Raw genomic sequence first — 21,032 nt, forward strand, 5'->3', positions numbered from 1 at the left:
CTCCAAATTAAATAAGACCCAACTCGTGTGAGCTAGGTCTGTTGATTAGATTATTTTGAAATTGCTTTTTTCAGATTCTCGATACTACCAACAGTCTCATGACGTTTCTTAACGTAAGTCTCTTGGTCAAAGGTGAACGGACGAACAACGTAAGCATACTTTTTAGCTTCAATTTCGTCGGTAAATGTTTTGTTGTACTTACAACCAGCATAGTAGAACACTTGATAAGTCCCATTCGTATTATCATAGACGTTTGGAAAGCCAGACTTAGCTGAAGTTTTGTGTCTTGAAGCAACGTTTTCAGCTTTAGTTATTGGACGTAGTTCTTTAATCCTGTTGTCGTGTCTAATCCCTTTTATGTGGTCTGGTACCTTCCCTTCAAGAGCTTCTTTGCCCCAACTTAGTTCTGCAACGTATCTATGAAGTCGAAGTATCTTTCCGTCAACAGTAGTGACAACGTAACCACCGTCATTCATAGAAAACTTGCAATCTAGTAAGTCCAGAGCGTCTTTCATATCAGCGTCAAACAATGCCCTATGGACGATTCCCTTTGACTTGATTTCCACAACCAGAGTATCGTCAATGATATAATGCTGGTTGCGTATACCGTAAGAAGTTAAGTTTGACCTCCTAAGATTCTTTGGGTCTCCGTCATAGTACGTTACCTTAGTATTTGGAAGTCCTAAGAGCCAATCTTTGACGTAAACACGGTTACCTTTTTGAGTAAAAGCAAGGTCTCCGTTCTTGTTATGAATATAAAGTGACTTCCCTTCAAGTAAGTGAAAATCGTCCTTATCGAACGTGTACTCGTGATTCTCACCGTTTCGTCTTTGTACCAAAATAATTAAGTCATTGCCTTGGATTTTCATAAAATTTTTCATAACAGAACACTCCCATTTTAGATTTTTGTATTTTTGTATTTGCGGTCTCGTTGAAAATGATTAATGCGATAAATCATATGACCTAAGATAAATCCAGTTGCCAATATCACCATTTTTGGTTGTTGCCCCTCCTTTCCCTTATATCGCAAGGGAGACTCTTAATCTCCTAACAGTTCCCTCTCCATTTCAATTACTTCACGTTCAAGGTCTTCAAGAGTAACCTTACGAGTCTGGTCAACATTGACGACAACACCGTTTCCACCTTTACCATGAGCTTGTAAAACCATTCCATACAGCTTCACTTTCAGAGCTTTAGGAGTTGTTGAGTCTTGTAACATTTGGTGCATACCGACCACGGTTTCAGTAAAAAGATTACCGTATAGCTTCATGATTAATTCTTGCTGGAACTCTTTGTACCCATGAGCTTGCGTTTCTTTCCACACCATTACACTACTGATACCGTAGTGGTCAGCAATTTTTTGTTGAGTTAAGCCAGTTATTGACCTTGTAGCCATTAACAGAGCTATTTCTCTTTGTCGTGGAGTAAGTGTATAACCGTCAATGTTTAAGTCAACACCAGCGTAATGCTCTGGAATTAAATCAGTTAATTCAGTTTGTTGCATTCGATCGTTGTTCATTAGTTAGACTCTCCTTTCATTGGTCTTGAATGGATTACTTCAAGAAGCTTCTCAATGTCTTGGTTCATTGCTTCCAGCTTTGCTTTAACTCGACGGTCTAATGGTTCAGTTACCTCGTAACCACTTGCTCCATTTGACTCGGTCTTTTGTACAGTGGTAAGCGACACACCTAACACCTCTGCCCATTGAACCATTGTGAACCCAAGACATTCTCTAATTCCTTTAAATTCGTATTTGGATAATTTTTTCACTGAAATTACCTCCTAGTATTTTTGTGTGATATGACCCCATTAAAAAACCAGAGTCCTAGTTGGACTCCAGTGGATTTTAAGAAGGGGACGGAAGTTCAGCTGTTTACTTCCGAACCAAAAATGGTATATGTCCTGTTACACCTATAAGTAGAGCTGTAAGGTATTTTTACAACCATATTTGTGTGATTAATTTTAGATACTTATTACAACGGATTATGACCTCTCCTGTGACCATAAAAAATATACCGATTCAGAGTCCCATTTTACCCCTAATATACCGACTGTGTGTCCCATTAAAAAACAGCCTTCAACCCTACAGCCCCAACGGTTACAGCTGTTTTGAGTGTGAAATTTATTCTCTTTATCTCTCAATGAACAATGAAAAGCAGCGAGGTATTTTTCTGATTGTAACGAATGGTCATTCATTTCGTTGAAAAGAGCAAAAACTGTTTTTAACAGTGTTGAAGACATTGGTTAAACACCGTGTTCCAAATGTCCTTGAAGCTAGAAAAACACTAGCTCCAAGAACATTTAGCAAGCTACTTATTCAAAGTTAGGAAGTTTAAGTTCCTAAAATGCTCTAAAAGGCCAGTAATACCAACGGTTTCAGCGTCTAACCTCTAAAGAACGAATAGATAGATATATTGAAAGAGGAACACTGGAAGAAGGGGAGGAACCGCTTTTTGGTTCCGACCGTAGCGAAGCGTTGAACGTGTCGAGGACGTTTGTGTGGTATCTGAAAACTTCATGTGATTGTGTATTTGTTGATTCCAGATTCTAGGAAAGGTTGGTTAGTGAATAGTTAGCAATGTCAGAAATATGACTCTAAATCAGCTGATAATGAATTTAGTGGAGCCAACTTTCAAAAACATGGGTACATTTCAAAGGAACATACCTTGAGGTCTAATGTCAGCTAAATATGACAACGAACCAGAGTGACCTTCAAAAACGAATGTAACAGAATGGGAATTGTGTTACATAACAAAGTCCTTTAAACCAACAAAATTGTTATACAAAATCTCATTCATTTGACCAACTTTGGAGTAAGACAGCTTCAAAATTCCTCTTTTGCATAAAACCAATCATAAAGAACGTTGATTTAAAGCTATTCTTGCTGTATAGAGTTGCATATTCATACTATAGATAATTACGTAAAATGATTATTTTACGCAGTTTTGTGTTTTTGGAACTACTAGAGTACCAGTCAAAGGAGACTAACAATCTTAGTCCACTCGTCCCCTTATAATGTAAAGGTCTGCAATTAAGATTTTTAATCCCAGAGTACCATGTGAAACTCCCAGTCTGGTCAATGTGGAAGTCCGAGGGTGTGAACATTATTCATTACCTTTGTGACCACTATATGTATTGTATCGAGTGGAAGCATAATCCTAGAGTAATGTCAAACGACACTGGAAGAGCTTCTAAGTGTGCTTCTGGTTAGTGTCTGGAGCTAATGACTACCGACGTTATAAGAGGACGGGGACTATTGACTGTAGAGCTTCTGGTGAGCTTCAGTGAGCTGGTATACGTAATATGTAAGTCAGCTAAACAGTAACGTTCAAGAGTAATGGACTATGAGAGATTGATAATTGCTTACGTTGAGCAATAACATTGTAAAAAGAGTTACATTGAAAACATTGTGGTATCAAGCTCTCTCCTGTGACTCCAGCTGGTTCAGATATTGGACTAGGAAGGACGAACTAGAAGCACATTTTAAAAGCTTTGTCAAGTCTCTGGAAAAGACCCAGAAGCCCAGCTAGACCCCTACCACTCCAGTCCACTTGTCCTCCTCCTATGTCATCAATGGCTATGCAAAATTTTTGAGTCTCTGTGTAGTTTACATTCCAGTGACAAATATGATACCAATCAAATGTCATATTTTAAGAGTCTATGTTGCAAAAAGTGAACATGTTAGCCTATCTATGTTGCAAAAAGTGAACATAAGAAAAGTCCCTCTAACCCTTGGGAGAGTAAGAGGTAAGGGACTTTGTGTAGGCAAAATCCTTCTTATTCTTCTGTACCTTCTTCAATGTCGAAAATAAGTCGAATAGTTTCAGATAGTTCAGTGTCGGAAGTCATTTTAAAATACAAGTTCGGATTCACGATAAAATGAGACATGTTCCCTTGATATAGCCCCTATCAAGGTTTTCTCAATCCGTCCAAGAGCAAAATCTGAATAAATATTTTTATAAATTTTTTGAAAACTGGGGTACATTCTAAACAAATTCAAGAAACCCAGCAGTCATATAGTCTCAAGCTTGGATTAACCTATTTCGATTACTATATTCGCTGATATAGAAGCTGATACAACACCAGCTATATTTCTAAAAATATAGTAGTCCAAGATAGACAACTTGATATGACTCCATTGAATAAATTTGTAAGAAAGGGAACCCAGTAAGGAACCTTTGGATATTCCTTCTAGGAACCTTACCCAAGGAACCAAGTACAACCAGAAACCAGCAATATGACCGCATTTCTGAAACATGTAAATATAGAGAGGTTTGGAGCAGAGTGAGTGAGTGAAGTTTCGGAGTAAATCTTGAATGTAACCAATTTCGATCGTTGTGTTACATTGGGGAATAAACAGAAAAGCTCCCTTGCGGAAGCTCTGTTCAAAAACGTTATTATTCCTCGTCAAAGTAACTAAAATCAATCTTCTTAACGACGAACTTTTCTTTGACAGAAACTCCAATGTCAAAGTCTATCATTAACTTTGCAAGAGTTTCACCGTCAATGAGAACTATCTTCTTGCTTTGTAATCTTTCAGCATAATCAATAGCATTTTTCGTGAAGTGTGAAGTTGTAATAAAGACACCCTTTTTTGCTCCCATGTCGTCCAAAGCACCAGAGAAACTTTGAACCAGTTCCCTACCGATAGAATTATCCCAGCGTTTAGCTTGAAGGTAAATGTTGTCTAAACCCAGTTTGTCTTCTTTAATTATTCCGTCGATACCACCGTCATTAGTTTTTCCTGTGATTTTACCGTCTCCGTAACCCATTGCCATTAATAGCTCAACGATTATGTATTCAAGCTTCTTCCAGTGTGCCTTTTTAACTTGTTGAATAATGGACTTCGCTAAGTCTTTCCTAATCTCGTCAAATTTGTCTTCCATTATTTCAAAAGGGTCAATTACTTCCTCCATATCCTCAAGCTCTTCTTGAATTTCATGTTGGTTGTCGTTAAGTAAAGCTAAACCACTTTGGGTTATTTGATAAGTGGATTGGCTTACTTCTTCGAGGTAACTTGACTTTTTTAAACCATACCTCGCCTGTCTTATCCGTGTTATAAAAATCGAGTCTTTGCTGTTCTCATAAGAACGTGTTCTCTGTTCTTCAGTAAGGTTAAAAACCTTTGTAAGTTGGTCTGTTATGTAACTAGAAGTGTAAGTCTTTCCGTCACTTATTACGTTTAGAAATGGTATCACTATTTCTCTTGATAGAGGTATGTCACTCGGATTAGAATTTACGTTTTTAATGATTTCACTAACTTCGGTAGTATCTTTTGGAAGTCCTTTTTCTTTAATGATTTCAAGAATTTCCTTTTGAGTAAGACCATTCTCACTAAGTTGTTTGATAGTCTTTAAAACATTGACTGAACTATCATTATATAAAATGGTATTACCTGACTTTGTATGCGGAATGTAGTCTTTGAAAAAGTTAATCCAACGTCTGCCACCGCTTTCTGACCAGCCAACAGCTTCAGAAAGTTTTCTCTTTGAAATTAAACTCAACGTTCTCACTCCCTAAAATCTTCCTATTACAATAATACCATATGTTACTTACCAGAAATGCTGTAAAACAACAAAAAAAAGCTCTCCAACAAGGGAAAGCTTATCTGAAAACATGTCTTAATGGACTAAAACTATTATGTTGTCTCTTAACGTCTAAGTTGGTCATATTCACATATTTCCTAGTCATTGACATGTCTGTGTGACCAAGTATCTTTTGTAAACTGAAGGGGTCTCCTCCATTTGTAATATAAAGTAATGCTCCAGTGTGTCTTAGTATGTGAGGACGAACAGCTTTCTTTACACCAGATAATTCAGCAACTTCATGAAGTCGTGTTCTCCAAGTGTTAGACAGCATTTCCCTTCCGTCATAGGTAAGGAATAATAGGTCTTCCCCAAAGTCTGCTGACTCGTCCATGTACTCTTTCAACAGCTTCATGGTCTTTGTTGAAAGTGGTACTTCACGAGCTTTTCTGGTCTTAGTATTCATAGCTTCCAACTTGATAGTACCAGCTTTAAAGTCCACATTTGAACGCTTCATTGCTAGTAATTCAGAGATACGAACCATTGTATCTAACAAGACCATAGTCATGACCTTATCACGATACCCAGCAAAGGTTGACTCCTCGAATGAATTGAGCAAAGACTTTATTTCTGCAACAGAAAGAGCTTCTATTTGTTCCTCTGCAACCTTCACTGGTTTAAATCTCTCGTGGATTGGTTCGTCAATTAAGTTCTCCATGAAGCAATATCGAAGGAAAGCTCTCATTGTTCTAATCCTAATGTTGACCGTGTTTGGTTTCAGTTGCTTCTCGTGAACCATGAAGTCAACCCAGCCAAGAAAAGCTTCCGTTGTCATTTCTTCTCGTGATAAATCTTTCCCAAAGTAATCACACAGCCACTGAAAGTGTATCTCGTATTCTTCAACGGTTCTTGGAGCTAGACCTTCACTATTCTTGAACCACATGAACCGCTCGAACATTTCAACCATTGTAAACGACTCTGTTACCTTCCTCGTTGCTGTAACACGACCATGTTTCCTAGTACCTTTCCGCATACAAAAAACCTCCAAATAAGTAATATTTGAAGGTCACGGGGTCACACGGTTTCGGCTTCTCGTACTCAACCAGTCTCGTTTGAAAATGCAAAAGACTGGGTTAGTTTCGACGACTAAAACCCCTATGTATCAATGGTTAGGTCTCTCAAACTCTATCATGGTTTTGAAGACTGTGGGGGACACCAGTACCCCATTCAGCCCCAGAATTATTATGGTAAAAAAGATAACTATCATTTGTAATCATAATACAATGGAATATAGTAATAATCAATAGTGTTGGTGATTTTGTCATTTTTTCGACAACTTTTGCACCCCTTCTTTAGAGCTCGCCTTTTCCTTGATGCTATAGGCAATGACTTGTCTTTTCACCTGATTACAGACTATAATAAATAGATGAAAATAGTATCGTGTAGGTGAAAACAATGCAATTAACAGGTTGGTTTCTTTGGTTTATATTAATATGGATTTTTGCTTTTGCTGGTGCTATGGCGATTGGCGGATTTTTTATGTTTCGTAAGTTCCTTAAGAGAATGCCAAAAGACGATGGCAAATCGGTGATGGACTGGGAAGAATATTATGTCAATGAATCCCAACATCTTTGGGGGGAAGAAGAGAAAGCTCTTCTAGAAGATTTGGTCAGCCCGGTTCCTGAATTATTCCGTGATGTAGCTAGGCACAAAATAGCAGGTAAGATTGGCGAGATTGCGCTTAATGAGAAAGTACCTAAAATTACAGAAGACCTTGTAATCCGCGGCTACATTCAAGCCACACCAAAAAGAGATCATAAATTTTTACGTAAAAAGCTTTTTGAAAATAGAATTGATGTAGCTCCTTATGAGCATTTATTCTAAACCGTCCAATGTTGACGGTTTTTTTTTCATAATATTGGATACCTTAAATAAGGAGTCTAAATGTAGGTAGAGGTGAAAACACTTATGGCGACAAAGAGGCATAAGATATTTAATCTATTATTAATATTGATTCCTTGGCTGTCATTGTTATTTATAGGAAAGCGTGATTTTAAACGTTATTCTTTTTCAGGCGTTTTTATTGTTATTTTTGAAATCATTAATCATTTGTATGGACACAAGCGGAATTGGTGGAAGTTTTACGATAAGAAGAAATCATTTATCAGAGATGAACTTCCTTTTAGTGTTGGTCCTTATATGCCACTTTCGATGTGGCTGCTCAAAATTTCGAATGGAAACTTTAAGAAGTTTGTGTTACTCAATGCGATTTCTGATAGCGCCTTTGCTTTCTTTTTCATTGATGTTTTTAAAAAGCTTAAAATTATCCGTCTCAATCGGTTAAATCATATTCAGTTTTTTTTCTACTTACACTATAAAGCCTATATCTTATATGGAGTACAGTATTTGTTTGATAAAATAAGAAGATATCGTTATTAAAGAAACGCTCAGGACTTTTTATACCCTGAGCGTTTTTTTAATAGCGATGTCAGTGTTGACCATGAAGCTGTCTATATAGCTTTTTGTAATCGAGATACATCGCAACCCGCCATGGTACAATCATACTAAATGCCAACAGGAAGAACATGCCGCTGAGTTCTCCAAAATCAATGGTTGTACTCAAGATAGATTTTAACGCTAATCTCACAATTAACAATCCAACTAAAATGTAAATAAAAGCCTTTGATCTTTTTAAGTAAATTTCATTCTCGCGAATTTCGAATTTAGATGTTTTGATTAACAGAATCGAAAAAAGCATTCCTAAAATGACAACCTCTGTGATTTCCATACCAGTTAAACGAAATTGTGGTACCACATACATTAATGCCCCGCTCGACATAAAGACAGGAGGCAGGATAATTTTCAACGCATTTGTAGGTTTCTTTGCAGCCTTCATACGGACAAATAAAGCAAATATCCCCATAAATACCGCACCGATTGAAGAAACAACAACGAAGTTCATAGGTTCCATCCCCTATTTTCTTAAAATCAAGCTATATCATATTTTAATATATGATTCATGTCTTTAGAAACCTGTAAAACCGCCAAACAATCCTGAGAATATTGCAATGATTTTTGTCATCCAGTCAAAAAAGAGCACAATACCCATTACAATCATGATGTAACCACCGAATTTCATAATCTTTCCACTGTTTTTGCGAATCCATTTCATCCGACCGACGAAGAAAGATAAGATTAAAAACGGTATCGCAAACCCTAGAGAATACGCAGTCATGTATAGTACGCCTGACCCAGGATTTGTTGCAGCTAAGGCAATAACTGCCGAAAGAATTGGACCTGTACATGGAGTCCAGCCGGCAGCAAAGGCCATTCCGATAAGCGCTGAACCAAAAAAACCAGAAGGTCGATTTTTAAATTCTAATTTACGATCCTTCATCAAAAACTCCGGTTTAAATACTCCCACAATGATTAATCCAAACAGTACAATAAATATCCCGCCAAGCTGACGAATGAGATCTTTGTACTCGAGGAAAAAGCTTCCTACAAAGGAGGTTCCAAAACCAATTGCAATGAAAATAGCCGAAAATCCTAAAAGGAAAAAGATTGTATGTAAAAGACTCCGTTTTTGAAGCATGGCATTTTCAGTTTTTAACTCCCCTACTGACATCCCTGTAATATAAGAAAGAAATGCAGGGTAGAGCGGTAAACAGCATGGTGAGATAAAACTTAAAAATCCAGCACCAAAGGCCAAAAATATATTTACGTCAGTCATATTAACACTCCCAATATAGTCGATACTCATTCATTTTAACAAAACTTACCCTTAAATGATAATGGTTAACATGAATATTTTGTGTCGCCGGCAAATTATTAGAATTCCATTCAAAAAAATTACCATAAATCTATTAAATACTTAAATTAGATGGATATTATTTTACAAATATCTTTGTTTTTATTCCCATCTTAGGTTATACTAGTAAAACATTGGTAGAGAATTTCCTGCCAATGTTTTGTTATCTATTATTGGAGTTTCTCCGGAAAGGACCACGGCTATGATCAAACAAGACCTAATTGCACTTATTGAAAAAAAGCGTGCTGAATTAATTCAAGTCGCGGTCACCAACGGCCTTACTTCCTCCATTGCTATTCGCTACAGCCAAGAATTAGACCACCTTTTAAATGAATATAATCGAAAGTATATAAAGAAAACCCGCCGAGTGGCGAGTCTGTAGTGAAAAATCCTGGCAAAATGCCAGGATTTTTTCTATTTAATGCATAATATCCTCTAATCGTTCGACAGCTCCGTTTTGCAATAAGAACATTTTATGGTAAAGCCCGCCAAGTGCTAACAACTCTTGATGCGTCCCTCTTTCTACAATTTCTCCTTGGTGTAAGACGAGAATTAAGTTCGCATCCTGGATTGTCGATAACCGGTGGGCAATCGCGATCGTCGTCCGCCCTTTCCTCATTTTTGCAAGCGCAGTTTGAATCGCTTCTTCTGTTTCGGTATCAATATTTGCAGTTGCTTCATCGAGGACAAGTATCTTTGGATTGGCTGCAATCGTCCTTGCAAAGGCAATTAATTGCCGCTGTCCACTCGATAAAGTAGATCCTCTTTCCACCACTTTATGATTATAGGTATCTTCCAGCTTTTCGATAAACGTATGTGCCTGAACAAATTTAGCCGCTTCCTCCACTTGTTTATCCGTTAAATGATGATTATGAAGCGTAATATTGTCTCTTACGGTTCCGTAAAATAAAAACGGATCTTGGAGAACAAGCCCCATTTTATCGCGTAATTCATCCTTAGAAAAATTGCGAATGGATTTACCATCTATTAAGATATCGCCATTTTCATATTCATAAAATCTCATTAATAGATTAATAATCGAACTTTTTCCGCTGCCCGTATGCCCGACGAGTGCCACGGTTTCCCCAGGGTTAGCCGTAAAGGATATATTTTTTAATACATCTCGCTGTCCATCGTAAGAAAAGGTTAAATTCTTAAATTCAATTCTTCCCTCTTCAATCGATAGAGCATTTTTTTCACTTTGTGCTGGTGCCAATTCTTGTTTATCCAAGATTCTAAAAACACGTGCCCCAGCCACAATCGCCTGCTGATACAAAGATAATCTCATCATCATATTATTGACTGGCTCAAAAAACCGCTCTAGGTAATTGACAAACGCATATAACACACCGATTTCAACTGGACTATCCAATGAAGTAATACCAAAATAATTTAAGACGATGATTAGTCCTAAAATGAAAATCAAGTCAACGGCTGGCCGGAGCAGTAATCCGTCAATCTTAATATTTTTCATACCTGCGTTATAGTGCTTTTCATTAATGTCTTCGAACTCTTTACGAAGTCTCTTTTCCTGACGGAACACCTGTATAATACTCATTCCCTGCAGAGATTCACTTAGCTTGGCATTTAGCTGGCTGAGTCTTTCACGCATATCCAAATAAAAACGGGAACTAAATTTACGGTATAAACTCATGACAAGTAGAATTAATGGAATAAAAATCAGACAGAAGAGCGCTAATTTTACATCCAAAATAAACATGGTAATGAAAATACCTGTTAGTAAAAATCCGCTTTGGATGAAGGTTGATAGTACGGTAACAAACATATCTTTAATGGCTTCGGTATCGTTCGTAATCCTAGAAACGATACTACCAGCCGGTGTTTGATCAAAATATTTTAGACCAAGTGACTGAACCTTTGAAAAGATATCAACCCGCAGCTGTTGAATAATTTTTAAAGCAATCTCCTGAAATTTCACTAATTGAAAAAACAACAATACTGATTTTACAATTTGTATTCCAAGATAGCTTACCCCAAGAATTAACAAAGGCTGAAACACTAAATTTCCTGATGTTAGATAATCATCAATAAAGATTTTAACAAGTATCGGAGAGGCTAACTCTCCTATTGTTGTTAACACGAGAAGACTGAATGCTAGAATCAATTCCTTTTTATGCGGTTTCGTATAGGATAGCAGGCGATATAAAACCCTTTTTTGTTCTTTTTCAGTCAGCTGTGCTGTTTCATCTATTTTAATGTCCTCCATGCTCTACCAACTCCTCTAGCTGCTGACGTAAATAGATTTCCTTATACCATCCATCGCTTGCCATCAGTTCTTCATGCGTTCCTCTTTCAATGACCCCGCCATTATCAAGAACTAAGATTAAATTGGCGTGTTGGATGGCACTTAAACGATGAGAAGTAATAATGGTTGTTTTGCCTTCACGATTTTTCCTTAATGAGGAAAGAATCGCTTCCTCCGTTTTTGCATCCACGGCTGATAGTGAATCATCTAGTACTAGTACTTCTGGATTCATCAGCAGTGCACGTGCAATCGAAATTCTTTGTTTCTGGCCGCCTGATAGTGAAACTCCCCTTTCACCCACAACGGTTTGATAGCCTTCGGTAAATTGAAGAATATCTTCATGAATATTGGCAAGCTTTGCAGCATCATAGATTTCTTCTTTAGGTGCTTGCGGGTTCGTAAACGCGATATTTTCACCTACACTTGCTGAGAATAAGAAATGGTCCTGTGGTACATAGCCAATGGCTTCACGCAGTTTTTCTAGCTTATATTCTTGAAGGGTATGACCTCCGAAGATAATTTCCCCTTCATAATCTTCAAATTCACGAATGAGAAGCTTCAACAGTGTTGTTTTACCAGCACCTGTTTTCCCTACAATCCCAAGTGTTTCTCCTCTATTAAGCGTGAAGGAGATGTCCTTCAACATTGGTTCTTTTTCACCAGGGAAAGTAAACTTCTCAATGTTATATTGAATACCGCCGCTAGGCACAACCTCTAAAGCACCACTTGTGTCTCTTATGTCTGACTTTTCACGAAGCAATGCTGCTACACGGTCATAAGAAGCACGACCGCGTTCAACGATGTTAAACAACCAGCCGAATGCCAACATCGGCCAGATTAAAAGTCCTAAATAGGTCGTAAAAGCAATTAACTCACCAATTGATAATTCTCCTGCCAACACATATTTGGAACCAAAGGTAATCGCTAAGAAAAACGAAATTCCCACGATGATGGAAATCGTTGGATCATACAAAGAATCTATTTTTGCGACAACGATGTTTTTTTGCACCACGTCTTCTGACTGCTTTCGGAAATCCTCAATATCTTCATTTTCCTGACCAAATGTTTTAATAACTTTAATTCCTGAAATACTTTCCTGTGTTTTATCATTTAAGTCAGAGAATGCTTCTTGCGCCTTGTGAAATGTACGATGGAGCATGGTACCGAACCAATTTGTAAGCACTGCCATTAAAGGCATCGGTATTAAACAAATCAACGTTAATTTCCAGCTGATCGTAAATGCCATGGCCAGGATAACGAATCCACCTGTTGAGAGAGAATCCACTAACGTTAGGACTCCGGCACCTGCTGTTTGTTGAATAGCCTGTAAGTCGTTGGTGGCATGTGCCATTAAATCGCCAATTCTGCGTTTCTGATAAAACGATGGTGACATATTGGTAAAGTGCTGATATAAGCGATTTCGTAACTGTTTGCTAAGTTTAACTGCTGAACCAAAAATCATGATTCGCCAAAAATACCTCAAGACATACATTCCCAGTCCGGCAGCTACTAAAATGAGCGTCCACTCAAGAAGCAAACCTTTGGTTAACGTACCTTCATTAATGTGGTCTGCAATCACACCGATTACTTTTGGCGGTACGAGTTGAAGCAGCGCGACAAATAGTAATATAAATGTTCCTGATATGTATGCTTTTTTCTCCTGCTTAAAAAACCAGCCTAGATCTAAAAATACTCTCATAATGGTTCCCCCGAAAAATAATTGACCTTACTTTTATTATTTTAAAAAAATCATTCCACCCCACCCGAAGGTATATTTTATCAAATATTGGTAAAATAATAAAGATTTAGACACTTATTTCCATTTATAAAAAAGCACTCATCGTAATGAGTGCTAGTCCATGATTATTTTGTTAATTGTTTATCTGCTTCTGCTACTTTTTCTTCTGCAGATTTTTTTAATCCTTCAACTTCAACTTTGATTTCATCAGGTACAAACTTCACTCTGTTTATATAATTAACAATCACCTGATAATCAGTTTTCATCGCAGTCAAATCAGCCGGATTATACGTCTTTGTTTGATTTTCATTATTTTTAATAATTGCTGATGCTATATAATAGAAGTCTTTTTGCGATTCACTCTTTAAAGAAACTGTCTCTGTGATTACTGCATCATAATTTTTTTCTACTATTAACTTGCTGAACTTTTCATCTTCAGCTGTTAACTCTCTTGTATTTGTATTTTCTTTAGCAGCATTGGTACCCTCTTCTGTTTTCTTTTCTTCAGGTGAAGCTGTCTCTTCTTTTTCTTGCGTTCCGCAAGCTGTTAAAGCGAGCAGTAATATTAAAATAAGTGATAAAACTTTTTTCATATAAAATGCCCCTTTATCTATGTTGTTGCTCTAAGCGTAACTATTATGTACCTATTTTTCCTGCTTTTCAATATATTTTTTTAATATAATTTCTTTTTTCTAAAAAATAATCGATAGATGAAAAAACCACGTAATCCTATGATTAAGTGGTTTCAGTTTCATCTAATATTTACCTTATTCATTCTTATTATCCTGCTGCCTATTCTCCATGATATTAATATCATCCAGCATACACCATTCCTGGTGTTATTCATTACCATAATATGAAATTGATAATTTTTTTCTCATCGCACCAGTACAATTGACCCTTCTAGAATCCCACAGAGAGTCATATAGGTAGTTTTATGTAGTATTTTGTTACTTCGCACAATAGATTGTGGTATTTGAATTTTGAAATCATTCCTCATTTTTTATCCCTCCGTTTATTTGCTTTATTTATGTTTTGGTTCTGCTCAACAAAATTCTTTACATAGTCCGTATTCGGAAAAAAGTAAACAAATTTAGTTGGTGTGTTTAAGTCATTCTTGATCTTTTTTAATCTGCAACGCATTTATCATTAAATATCCTGCCATGCGTTGTGAAAACACCACGTAATCCTTTTCTATTTTTGATCCACTTCCCTTCGGTTCATCTTTTAAAACTCTTGTTTTATCGGAAACCCAAATCACCTCATTTATTGAGTTGTTGTTAATTCCTTGTTAAGAAACATACCATTGTATTCTTTAACCCCTTCCTATCGAATAAAATTAATTTGTAAATATTCAAAAATTGGGGGTATCAGTTAATATGGCTAACTTAAATGATAAATTTTCACTTGATGACATGAGGGATTTAGACCACAGACTTAACCATATCTTTGAACAAGTCACTCATTATCTAACTAGAACTAATGCAGGACTTACAGAACTTCAATTACTTAATACAATCGACCATTTATGTCGAGTATCAGGAATGCTATGTGACATGATTGAACAACAGATTGAAGGACATATTGAATCATCTGATCCTTTTAGTTATATTGATAAAAATTTAGGCACTGTTGAGACTGGGGTAAAAAACTTCTTAAAGGTTAAGAAAATTGAAATAGATTAAATACTAGGAGCTCATAAGGGCTTCTTTTTGCCTCCTTTTTATCTGATAATTTTGGTTTCGTTCCAATTTTATTTTTTTGAAAAATTGGATTGATTTCTGATTTAAATGATGTATTTTACATTTCTGTTTACTCGCATATTTTTTGGATTAGTGAAATGATTGTCCCAACTAATTCGATATGAACATCAGAATTTAGTTCATTTTTAGATTTACAATTGACTGACATAATTCGAGGATTTCTTTTAAAACTACATTGTTTTAGGAGTAAACCCTTTTACGATTATAGGTACTCTTCTAAAACATCATTAAAGACAGCAAAAAACCACCCTCCCCGTTAAATGGTTTATCATTCAACAGCAAAAGTGGTTTGTAGGTGTAATTTTGAAGGATTAAGTAATCTTCATTATTTTTTCGAGGAAGGATTAAGTCTTAATATCCTCTTCAATAAGATAATTACTTCTAACCAAGCGATGAGCCCTTGATATATAAGGGTTTATTTGCCTTGTTGTTTGTTCATAGCAGCCATCATTTGGTTGATCTTCTTTTGAGAAGGCTTCATACCCATTTGCATCATCATCATTTTTAACATTTGCTCATTGATTGGCGGATTTTTCTTTAAATAGCTCATCATGTATCTGCGAGCAATGAAAAATCCTAGAGCTACACCAGCTACTAATGCTAGTATAACAACTAGAATCCATAGACCTGTACCCATTAAACTTCCTCCTTCATGTTGTCTAACATACAGTGTACTAAATTAAACAGGAATATACAATATTCTCTTTTAAAAGATTAGACATATTTTCTCTCTTTAATAGGCTTTAACCATCCAAATCTCTGATGATCAAGATCTAATGCCATAAAGGAAGATTCACATTTTCTCAGCACTTCAAAAAATATAGTTTCTGCCTCATAGCTGCCTGATGCCTCAATCGTGATTAAATCCTGGTAGACCTTCAGTTTCGCTGTACTTAGTTTTCCACTTAACTCAATTGAGTATGTACCATGTTCAGCACGAAAACCCTTCTTTTTTCCAAGTTGTTTCTGAATTAAGTTATGGATTTTTAAAACTTCTATCGACTTTGTTATATACGTTATTTGTTTATTTGTAATAAATTTAAGTTCACCTTCTGCTTTGTCATGTTCCTGAAAAAGCTGAAAAAACATACGCTCTCTTCCGAAGTAATGGGCGGCAAATTCATCTTCTATTAAATAAAGCTGATAATGTCTCACCACGATCTCTCCTTCGTTGAATACCCTTTCTATCAATTATAAAATACGCGTTGTCAAAACATTTGTCTTTTACCGGCAAAAAATATCACTATTATTGTCGAATTCATTAGTTTCTTACAAAATTTATTATATTCTACTAGTAATTGGAATGTAAGACATTCCCATGCACCATAAAAAAGAGAACGGCTATTGACCGTTCTCTTAGATAATCATTATTATTTTTGAAGAAGTGCTTTCACGCGTGCTACTACATTGCTAACGCTGAATCCGTATTCTTCCATAATCTTTTCTCCAGGTGCAGAAGCCCCGAATGTATCGATTGCTAGGACGTCACCTTCATCACCTGTGTATTTGTGCCAGCCGAATGAAGAACCAACTTCAATTCCAAGACGCTTTTTCACGTTCTTAGGAAGAACTGAGTTTTTGTATTCCTGTGATTGCTGTTCAAAGCGATCCCATGATGGCATACTTACAACAGAAACATGAATACCTTCACCAGCTAAAGCAGCCTGCGCTTCAACTGCTAAGCTTACTTCGGAACCAGTTGCTAGTAATAATGCATCTGGAGTCTCTCTTTCAGAAGGGGAAACGACATAAGCGCCTTTTGAAACGCCTTCGTATGCGTTTTGATCTGTTCCTTTTAATGTTGGCAGGTCTTGACGTGTTAACACTAAAGCAGTAGGTTTGTTTGTAGATTCCACTGCTAGCTTCCATGCTGCCGCAGTTTCGTTCCCATCTGCTGGACGAATAATAGAAAGACCTGGCATTGCACGTAATGCTGCAAGCTGTTCAACAGGCTCATGAGTAGGTCCATCTTCACCAACAGCAATACTGTCATGAGTGAAAACATACGTTACTGGTAAGCCCATTAACGCAGCCAAACGGATTGCTGGACGAAGGTAATCAGAGAATACAAAGAATGTTCCTCCAAAAATCTTCACTCCGCCATGTAAAGCGATTCCGTTCATTGCTGCGCCCATTGCAAATTCACGAACACCGAACCAAATATTACGGCCTTCATAGCTGCCTGGTGCAAAATCTCCTGTACCCTTAATCATTGTTTTATTGGAACCAGCAAGGTCAGCAGATCCCCCGATAAAGATTGGTAGATTTTTCGCAATACCGTTAAGAGCTTCACCTGATGACGCACGGCTAGCTAGAGCTTTACCTTCGCTGTAAACCGGAATATCCTTATCCCAGCCTTCAGGTAATTCGTTTTTCAATGCTTTTTCTAATTGATTTGCTAATTCAGGATATTCCTTTTTGTATTGTGCAAAAAGGTCATTCCATTCTTTTTCCTTTTTAGTACCGTTTTCAACGATAAGGTTTTGGAAGTTATCATATACTTCCTGTGGAACATGGAAGTCTTCTTCAAAAGTCCATTTATAAGCTTCTTTTGTAAGCTTTAATTCGTCAGCTCCAAGCGGAGAACCATGGACACCAGAAGTTCCTGCACGGTTTGGTGAACCATATCCGATAACCGTTCTAACTTCAATCATTGTAGGACGGTCAAGATCATTTCTAGCTTCTTCAAGGGCTTTAGAAATCTCTTCAAGATTGTTTCCATCTTCAACTCGAAGGTATTGCCAGCCGTATGATAAGAAACGGTCCTTAACACTTTCTGAGAAGGATTTATCTAAATCTCCATCAAGTGAAATATCATTTGAATCGTATAATACCACTAAACGACCTAATTTTAAGTGTCCAGCAAGTGAAGCAGCTTCTGCAGATACACCTTCCATTAAATCTCCATCACCACAAACACTGTATGTATAATGGTTTACAAGTTCATAATTTTCCTTATTGTAGACACTAGCTGTATGGCGTTCTGCCATTGCCATACCAACAGCCATTGCAATACCTTGTCCAAGTGGACCAGTAGTAGCCTCTACTCCTTCAGTATGACGGTACTCTGGATGTCCAGGAGTCTTACTTCCCCATTGACGGAATTGCTTTAAATCATCCATTGATAGATTATAACCTGATAAATGAAGCATGCTGTATAATAAAGCAGAGCCATGTCCTGCTGATAATACAAAACGATCACGGTTAAACCATTCTGGATTTTTTGGATTGTGGTTCATAAAACGAGTCCATAAAGCGTAGGTCATTGGTGCAGCACCCATTGGCATTCCAGGATGTCCTGAATTTGCCTTTTCAATCATATCAATTGATAACGTACGAATGGATGTTACCGACAAAGCATCAATAGTATCAAACATTATTTACATCACTCCTGATTCTCTAGGATTAAAAAAATAATAACAACTTTAATATTATAGCTCTCTTCACTATAATTCAACAATTAATTTGACTACTAAACAAATTATTTCACTACATTATATTTTGACACAGGTTGCTGCGCAATATGTAAAAAAGGAAAACAAAATGTTTTCCTATGGGGTTAATGAAGATTATATTTTTTTCTTTGTTTTATTTTTTCTGGTGTTACGTCATTTCCTTCAGAATCAATGATTTTTGTATTTGTTAATGTATCCAGCATAGAACTGCGGAAAGTAGTCAAATACTCGCCTCTTAATTTTGATTGTTCCTTTGCTTCTGCTTCTGTAAGTCCAGTTGCTTTAGCTTTTCTAGCTAATTCATTGATTCTTGCCATTTTTTCTTTTGAGAGCATTTAGGACCCTCCTTTCATTACTTAAAGACTGATTTTACTAAAAAATAGACCATCTGACAAGGCAAATGGTCTACTCTTCTTCTGTCTCGAACAATTCTTGTTGAAATTCCTGATACCGTCTGTGTACGGTTGCTTTTGAAATATTATATCCAAACCCTCTTAAAGTAGCAGCAATCTCTGAAAAGGTTAATTTATTTTTTCTAAGACGGACAATCTCCTCAACCGGTACCTCTATTTTTTCCCGCCCGGAATTGGAATTGAGATTTTTTAGATTTTTTTCAGGCTTATAACCCTGAGCCACGGCTCGTTTCATGCCCCGTTTGATTTTAATATTATGTAACTTACGCTGATATTCTTCGACCATACCAACAATTTTCAATACCATAGAATCACTTTCAGATAACTGAAGTTGACCATTATGAGAAATACTATAAAGTTTCACATTTTCTTTTAATATGCAATGTAGGAGTGCAATCTTCGCATTCCCTCTTCCGAGTCTTGTTTCATCTTGAATTAACACAGCTTGTATATTTTTTTCTTTCAAAAGATCTAATAACTCCAGAATCCCGTCTCTTTCCAAGTCATAACCACTTGCCTGTTCTCTGATAATGGCTACTATATTAAAATGATATTGACTAGCAAGTTGCGTTAGCTCCTCTTCCTGACGCCTTAAAGAAGTTTCCTGGGTTTCTTTGTTTGTACTGACCCGGCAGTAAATGATAGCATTCACCATCTGACCTTATTCTCCAGCAGCGCTAGCATATTCAGTCATAGACCCAACTTCATAGTTTACAGGGATAGTGATTTCTTCTCCAGGATAAATTCTATCTCCATTGATTTCATTATGCTGCTTAACCCAGCTGACAAACTCATCATTAGAGTAAGAATGCTGGTCCGCATATTGGTTAGAGATTTTCCAAAGTGAATCTCCTTCCGAAACAGTAATGGTTAAGAACTTTTCTTCCACATCTGCGTTAAAACGTATTGATAACATAAAAGCTACAGCGCAGCTCAAGATGATTAATAAAATAGCATAAGAGTATCTGTCCCAAATTTTTTTCATACTATAACCCCTATCCAGAATGTATGTTCGTTTCGTTTATGTATTTATTATAGTTCGAACATTTGTTTGTTGTCAATAATAATTCGAACTTATGTTTGTATAAAATATGCGAACATGCTATAATAAAGGTAAATATTACATAGGGCGAGGTGTATCTATAATGACAAAAATATCTAAGCGACAGCAGGATATCCTTGAATTTATAAAAGGGGAAGTAAAGAAAAAGGGTTATCCACCATCCGTTCGAGAAATTGGTGAAGCAGTAGGACTTGCCTCTAGTTCTACCGTACACGGTCATTTAGCACGATTAGAAAGCAAAGGACTCATTAGACGAGATCCTACTAAACCGAGAGCAATTGAAATACTAGAGGTGGATGAAACCGTTAATATCCCAAGAAATAATGTTGTCAATGTACCAATTGTGGGTAAAGTAACTGCGGGTCTTCCTATTACTGCCATCGAAAACGTTGAAGAGTTTTTTCCACTTCCCGAAAGTCTAGCACCTGCAGACGAGCAAGTATTTATGCTAGAAATCATGGGTGAGAGTATGATAGAAGCAGGCATTCTCGATGGAGATTACGTAATCGTAAGACAGCAGCCAACTGCGAACAATGGTGATATCGTCGTTGCGATGACAGAGGAAGATGAAGCCACTTGTAAGAGATTTTTTAAAGAAAAAGATTACATTCGCCTACAGCCTGAAAACTCAACTATGGATCCAATTATTTTAAGAAACGTTTCTATCCTTGGAAAAGTAATTGGGGTTTATCGACATATTCACTAATTTTTACACAATAAAGGGTACAATTCGAAATCCGAATTGTACTCCTTTTTATTAATCTCGAAGTAAAACTCATGTGTCCGAATCTATGATCCATTCAGACAAGGCTTCCCACGATTTCATCAATCGTTGTCGAATCAGTGCTCCATTGAGACAAGTTCGCCACTATTTCACTAATTGTTGTCTAAATCCATACCCATTCAGACAACACCTCCTCGATTTCACGCTTCATTGTCCGAATTAGTGCCCCATTCAGATATTTCACCCATCCATTGCAGGATCCTTTTCACTTTAT

Annotated in this window: 21 protein-coding genes; 5 read left to right on the forward strand and 16 right to left on the reverse strand. The window is 36.8% G+C overall.

Translation table 11 applies throughout. From position 1 onward, the window contains the following. Positions 1–50: 50 nt before the first annotated feature. From QFZ28_RS19805 to QFZ28_RS19825, 5 genes are all read right to left on the reverse strand, one after another. Positions 51–881, reverse strand: coding sequence for an HNH endonuclease (locus tag QFZ28_RS19805; protein WP_307196237.1), 831 nt, complete (start codon positions 879–881; stop codon positions 51–53). Between the two features lie 158 nt (positions 882–1,039). Then, a complete protein-coding gene (locus tag QFZ28_RS19810) occupies positions 1,040–1,519 on the reverse strand; it encodes a helix-turn-helix transcriptional regulator (RefSeq protein ID WP_307196238.1) in 480 nt (159 codons plus the stop codon). Further along, the gene (locus QFZ28_RS19815) at positions 1,519–1,770 is read right to left on the reverse strand and encodes a hypothetical protein (protein WP_307196239.1); all 252 of its coding nucleotides are present in this window, start codon (positions 1,768–1,770) and stop codon (positions 1,519–1,521) included. The genes QFZ28_RS19810 and QFZ28_RS19815 overlap by 1 nt, the downstream gene beginning before the upstream one ends. A 2,627-nt stretch (positions 1,771–4,397) precedes the next feature. Then, positions 4,398–5,504, reverse strand: a complete 1,107-nt coding sequence (locus QFZ28_RS19820; RefSeq protein WP_307196240.1) for a restriction endonuclease — start codon at positions 5,502–5,504, stop codon at positions 4,398–4,400. A gap of 100 nt (positions 5,505–5,604) precedes the next feature. Beyond that, positions 5,605–6,558: a tyrosine-type recombinase/integrase gene (locus QFZ28_RS19825; protein WP_307196241.1), complete on the reverse strand. Its 954-nt coding sequence runs from the start codon at positions 6,556–6,558 to the stop codon at positions 5,605–5,607. 422 nt (positions 6,559–6,980) lie between these two features. On the opposite strand from QFZ28_RS19825, the gene QFZ28_RS19830 reads away from it, so the two are divergent. Together QFZ28_RS19830 and QFZ28_RS19835 are read left to right on the forward strand one after the other, a co-directional pair. Then, a complete protein-coding gene (locus tag QFZ28_RS19830; RefSeq protein WP_307196242.1) occupies positions 6,981–7,409 on the forward strand; it encodes a DUF2621 domain-containing protein in 429 nt (142 codons plus the stop codon). A gap of 84 nt (positions 7,410–7,493) precedes the next feature. Next, positions 7,494–7,964, forward strand: coding sequence for a hypothetical protein (locus tag QFZ28_RS19835; protein WP_307196243.1), 471 nt, complete (start codon positions 7,494–7,496; stop codon positions 7,962–7,964). Between the two features lie 49 nt (positions 7,965–8,013). On the opposite strand, the gene QFZ28_RS19840 is transcribed toward QFZ28_RS19835, so the two are convergent. After that, positions 8,014–8,487 carry a CcdC family protein gene (locus QFZ28_RS19840; protein ID WP_307196244.1) on the reverse strand — a complete coding sequence of 158 codons (474 nt, stop codon included), beginning with the start codon at positions 8,485–8,487 and terminating at the stop codon, positions 8,014–8,016. Positions 8,488–8,550: 63 nt separating this feature from the next. Next, positions 8,551–9,258 carry a cytochrome c biogenesis CcdA family protein gene (locus tag QFZ28_RS19845; protein WP_307196245.1) on the reverse strand — a complete coding sequence of 236 codons (708 nt, stop codon included), beginning with the start codon at positions 9,256–9,258 and terminating at the stop codon, positions 8,551–8,553. 280 nt (positions 9,259–9,538) lie between these two features. Between QFZ28_RS19845 and QFZ28_RS19850 the strand changes: the two genes are divergently transcribed. Continuing rightward, positions 9,539–9,718 carry an aspartyl-phosphate phosphatase Spo0E family protein gene (locus tag QFZ28_RS19850; RefSeq protein WP_307196246.1) on the forward strand — a complete coding sequence of 60 codons (180 nt, stop codon included), beginning with the start codon at positions 9,539–9,541 and terminating at the stop codon, positions 9,716–9,718. A gap of 36 nt (positions 9,719–9,754) precedes the next feature. On the opposite strand, the gene QFZ28_RS19855 is transcribed toward QFZ28_RS19850, so the two are convergent. The 3 genes from QFZ28_RS19855 to QFZ28_RS19865 all read right to left on the reverse strand — a co-directional run bounded on the left by QFZ28_RS19855 (position 9,755) and on the right by QFZ28_RS19865 (position 13,933). Then, complete coding sequence (locus QFZ28_RS19855) at positions 9,755–11,563, reverse strand: ABC transporter ATP-binding protein (protein WP_307196247.1); 1,809 nt, start codon at positions 11,561–11,563, stop codon at positions 9,755–9,757. Then, positions 11,550–13,301 carry an ABC transporter transmembrane domain-containing protein gene (locus QFZ28_RS19860; protein ID WP_307196248.1) on the reverse strand — a complete coding sequence of 584 codons (1,752 nt, stop codon included), beginning with the start codon at positions 13,299–13,301 and terminating at the stop codon, positions 11,550–11,552. Before QFZ28_RS19860 ends, QFZ28_RS19855 begins: the two co-directional genes overlap by 14 nt. A gap of 164 nt (positions 13,302–13,465) precedes the next feature. Continuing rightward, the gene (locus QFZ28_RS19865; protein WP_307196249.1) at positions 13,466–13,933 is read right to left on the reverse strand and encodes a hypothetical protein; all 468 of its coding nucleotides are present in this window, start codon (positions 13,931–13,933) and stop codon (positions 13,466–13,468) included. Between the two features lie 786 nt (positions 13,934–14,719). Here QFZ28_RS19865 and QFZ28_RS19870 point away from each other — a divergent pair. Then, positions 14,720–15,025, forward strand: a complete 306-nt coding sequence (locus tag QFZ28_RS19870; RefSeq protein ID WP_307196250.1) for a hypothetical protein — start codon at positions 14,720–14,722, stop codon at positions 15,023–15,025. Positions 15,026–15,518: 493 nt separating this feature from the next. On the opposite strand, the gene QFZ28_RS19875 is transcribed toward QFZ28_RS19870, so the two are convergent. The 6 genes from QFZ28_RS19875 to yneA all read right to left on the reverse strand — a co-directional run bounded on the left by QFZ28_RS19875 (position 15,519) and on the right by yneA (position 19,956). Continuing rightward, the gene (locus QFZ28_RS19875) at positions 15,519–15,740 is read right to left on the reverse strand and encodes a YneF family protein (RefSeq protein WP_063254381.1); all 222 of its coding nucleotides are present in this window, start codon (positions 15,738–15,740) and stop codon (positions 15,519–15,521) included. 77 nt (positions 15,741–15,817) lie between these two features. Then, positions 15,818–16,258 (reverse strand): sporulation inhibitor of replication protein SirA, encoded by a 441-nt coding sequence (sirA, locus tag QFZ28_RS19880; RefSeq protein WP_307196251.1) that lies wholly within the window; start codon positions 16,256–16,258, stop codon positions 15,818–15,820. A 215-nt stretch (positions 16,259–16,473) separates the two neighbouring features. Beyond that, positions 16,474–18,480, reverse strand: a complete 2,007-nt coding sequence (gene tkt, locus QFZ28_RS19885) for a transketolase (RefSeq protein WP_307196252.1) — start codon at positions 18,478–18,480, stop codon at positions 16,474–16,476. Between the two features lie 182 nt (positions 18,481–18,662). Further along, the gene (locus QFZ28_RS19890; RefSeq protein WP_307196253.1) at positions 18,663–18,893 is read right to left on the reverse strand and encodes a DUF896 domain-containing protein; all 231 of its coding nucleotides are present in this window, start codon (positions 18,891–18,893) and stop codon (positions 18,663–18,665) included. 70 nt (positions 18,894–18,963) lie between these two features. Next, positions 18,964–19,623 carry a YneB family resolvase-like protein gene (locus QFZ28_RS19895; RefSeq protein WP_307196254.1) on the reverse strand — a complete coding sequence of 220 codons (660 nt, stop codon included), beginning with the start codon at positions 19,621–19,623 and terminating at the stop codon, positions 18,964–18,966. Positions 19,624–19,632: 9 nt separating this feature from the next. Next, positions 19,633–19,956 carry a cell division suppressor protein YneA gene (gene yneA / locus QFZ28_RS19900; RefSeq protein ID WP_307196255.1) on the reverse strand — a complete coding sequence of 108 codons (324 nt, stop codon included), beginning with the start codon at positions 19,954–19,956 and terminating at the stop codon, positions 19,633–19,635. 160 nt (positions 19,957–20,116) lie between these two features. On the opposite strand from yneA, the gene lexA reads away from it, so the two are divergent. Next, on the forward strand, positions 20,117–20,740 hold the full coding sequence (gene lexA, locus QFZ28_RS19905) for a transcriptional repressor LexA (RefSeq protein ID WP_179602115.1): 624 nt from the start codon (positions 20,117–20,119) through the stop codon (positions 20,738–20,740). Positions 20,741–21,032: the final 292 nt, after the last annotated feature.

The organism is Neobacillus niacini (assembly GCF_030817695.1).
Taxonomy (GTDB): Bacteria; Bacillota; Bacilli; order Bacillales; family Cytobacillaceae; genus Neobacillus; species Neobacillus niacini_F.

What these genes read in the sequence shown, in the direction of transcription:
- QFZ28_RS19840 (WP_307196244.1), bottom strand. Translation starts at nt 8,487, where the DNA reads ATGAACTTCGTTGTTGTTTCTTCAATCGGTGCGGTATTTATGGGGATA.
- QFZ28_RS19850 (WP_307196246.1), top strand. Translation starts at nt 9,539, where the DNA reads ATGATCAAACAAGACCTAATTGCACTTATTGAAAAAAAGCGTGCTGAA.
- QFZ28_RS19870 (WP_307196250.1), top strand. Translation starts at nt 14,720, where the DNA reads ATGGCTAACTTAAATGATAAATTTTCACTTGATGACATGAGGGATTTA.
- yneA (WP_307196255.1), bottom strand. Translation starts at nt 19,956, where the DNA reads ATGAAAAAAATTTGGGACAGATACTCTTATGCTATTTTATTAATCATC.
- QFZ28_RS19825 (WP_307196241.1), bottom strand. Translation starts at nt 6,558, where the DNA reads ATGCGGAAAGGTACTAGGAAACATGGTCGTGTTACAGCAACGAGGAAG.
- QFZ28_RS19805 (WP_307196237.1), bottom strand. Translation starts at nt 881, where the DNA reads ATGAAAAATTTTATGAAAATCCAAGGCAATGACTTAATTATTTTGGTA.
- QFZ28_RS19855 (WP_307196247.1), bottom strand. Translation starts at nt 11,563, where the DNA reads ATGGAGGACATTAAAATAGATGAAACAGCACAGCTGACTGAAAAAGAA.
- tkt (WP_307196252.1), bottom strand. Translation starts at nt 18,480, where the DNA reads ATGTTTGATACTATTGATGCTTTGTCGGTAACATCCATTCGTACGTTA.
- QFZ28_RS19830 (WP_307196242.1), top strand. Translation starts at nt 6,981, where the DNA reads ATGCAATTAACAGGTTGGTTTCTTTGGTTTATATTAATATGGATTTTT.
- QFZ28_RS19810 (WP_307196238.1), bottom strand. Translation starts at nt 1,519, where the DNA reads ATGAACAACGATCGAATGCAACAAACTGAATTAACTGATTTAATTCCA.
- QFZ28_RS19865 (WP_307196249.1), bottom strand. Translation starts at nt 13,933, where the DNA reads ATGAAAAAAGTTTTATCACTTATTTTAATATTACTGCTCGCTTTAACA.
- QFZ28_RS19860 (WP_307196248.1), bottom strand. Translation starts at nt 13,301, where the DNA reads ATGAGAGTATTTTTAGATCTAGGCTGGTTTTTTAAGCAGGAGAAAAAA.
- lexA (WP_179602115.1), top strand. Translation starts at nt 20,117, where the DNA reads ATGACAAAAATATCTAAGCGACAGCAGGATATCCTTGAATTTATAAAA.
- QFZ28_RS19875 (WP_063254381.1), bottom strand. Translation starts at nt 15,740, where the DNA reads ATGGGTACAGGTCTATGGATTCTAGTTGTTATACTAGCATTAGTAGCT.
- QFZ28_RS19835 (WP_307196243.1), top strand. Translation starts at nt 7,494, where the DNA reads ATGGCGACAAAGAGGCATAAGATATTTAATCTATTATTAATATTGATT.
- QFZ28_RS19890 (WP_307196253.1), bottom strand. Translation starts at nt 18,893, where the DNA reads ATGCTCTCAAAAGAAAAAATGGCAAGAATCAATGAATTAGCTAGAAAA.
- QFZ28_RS19845 (WP_307196245.1), bottom strand. Translation starts at nt 9,258, where the DNA reads ATGACTGACGTAAATATATTTTTGGCCTTTGGTGCTGGATTTTTAAGT.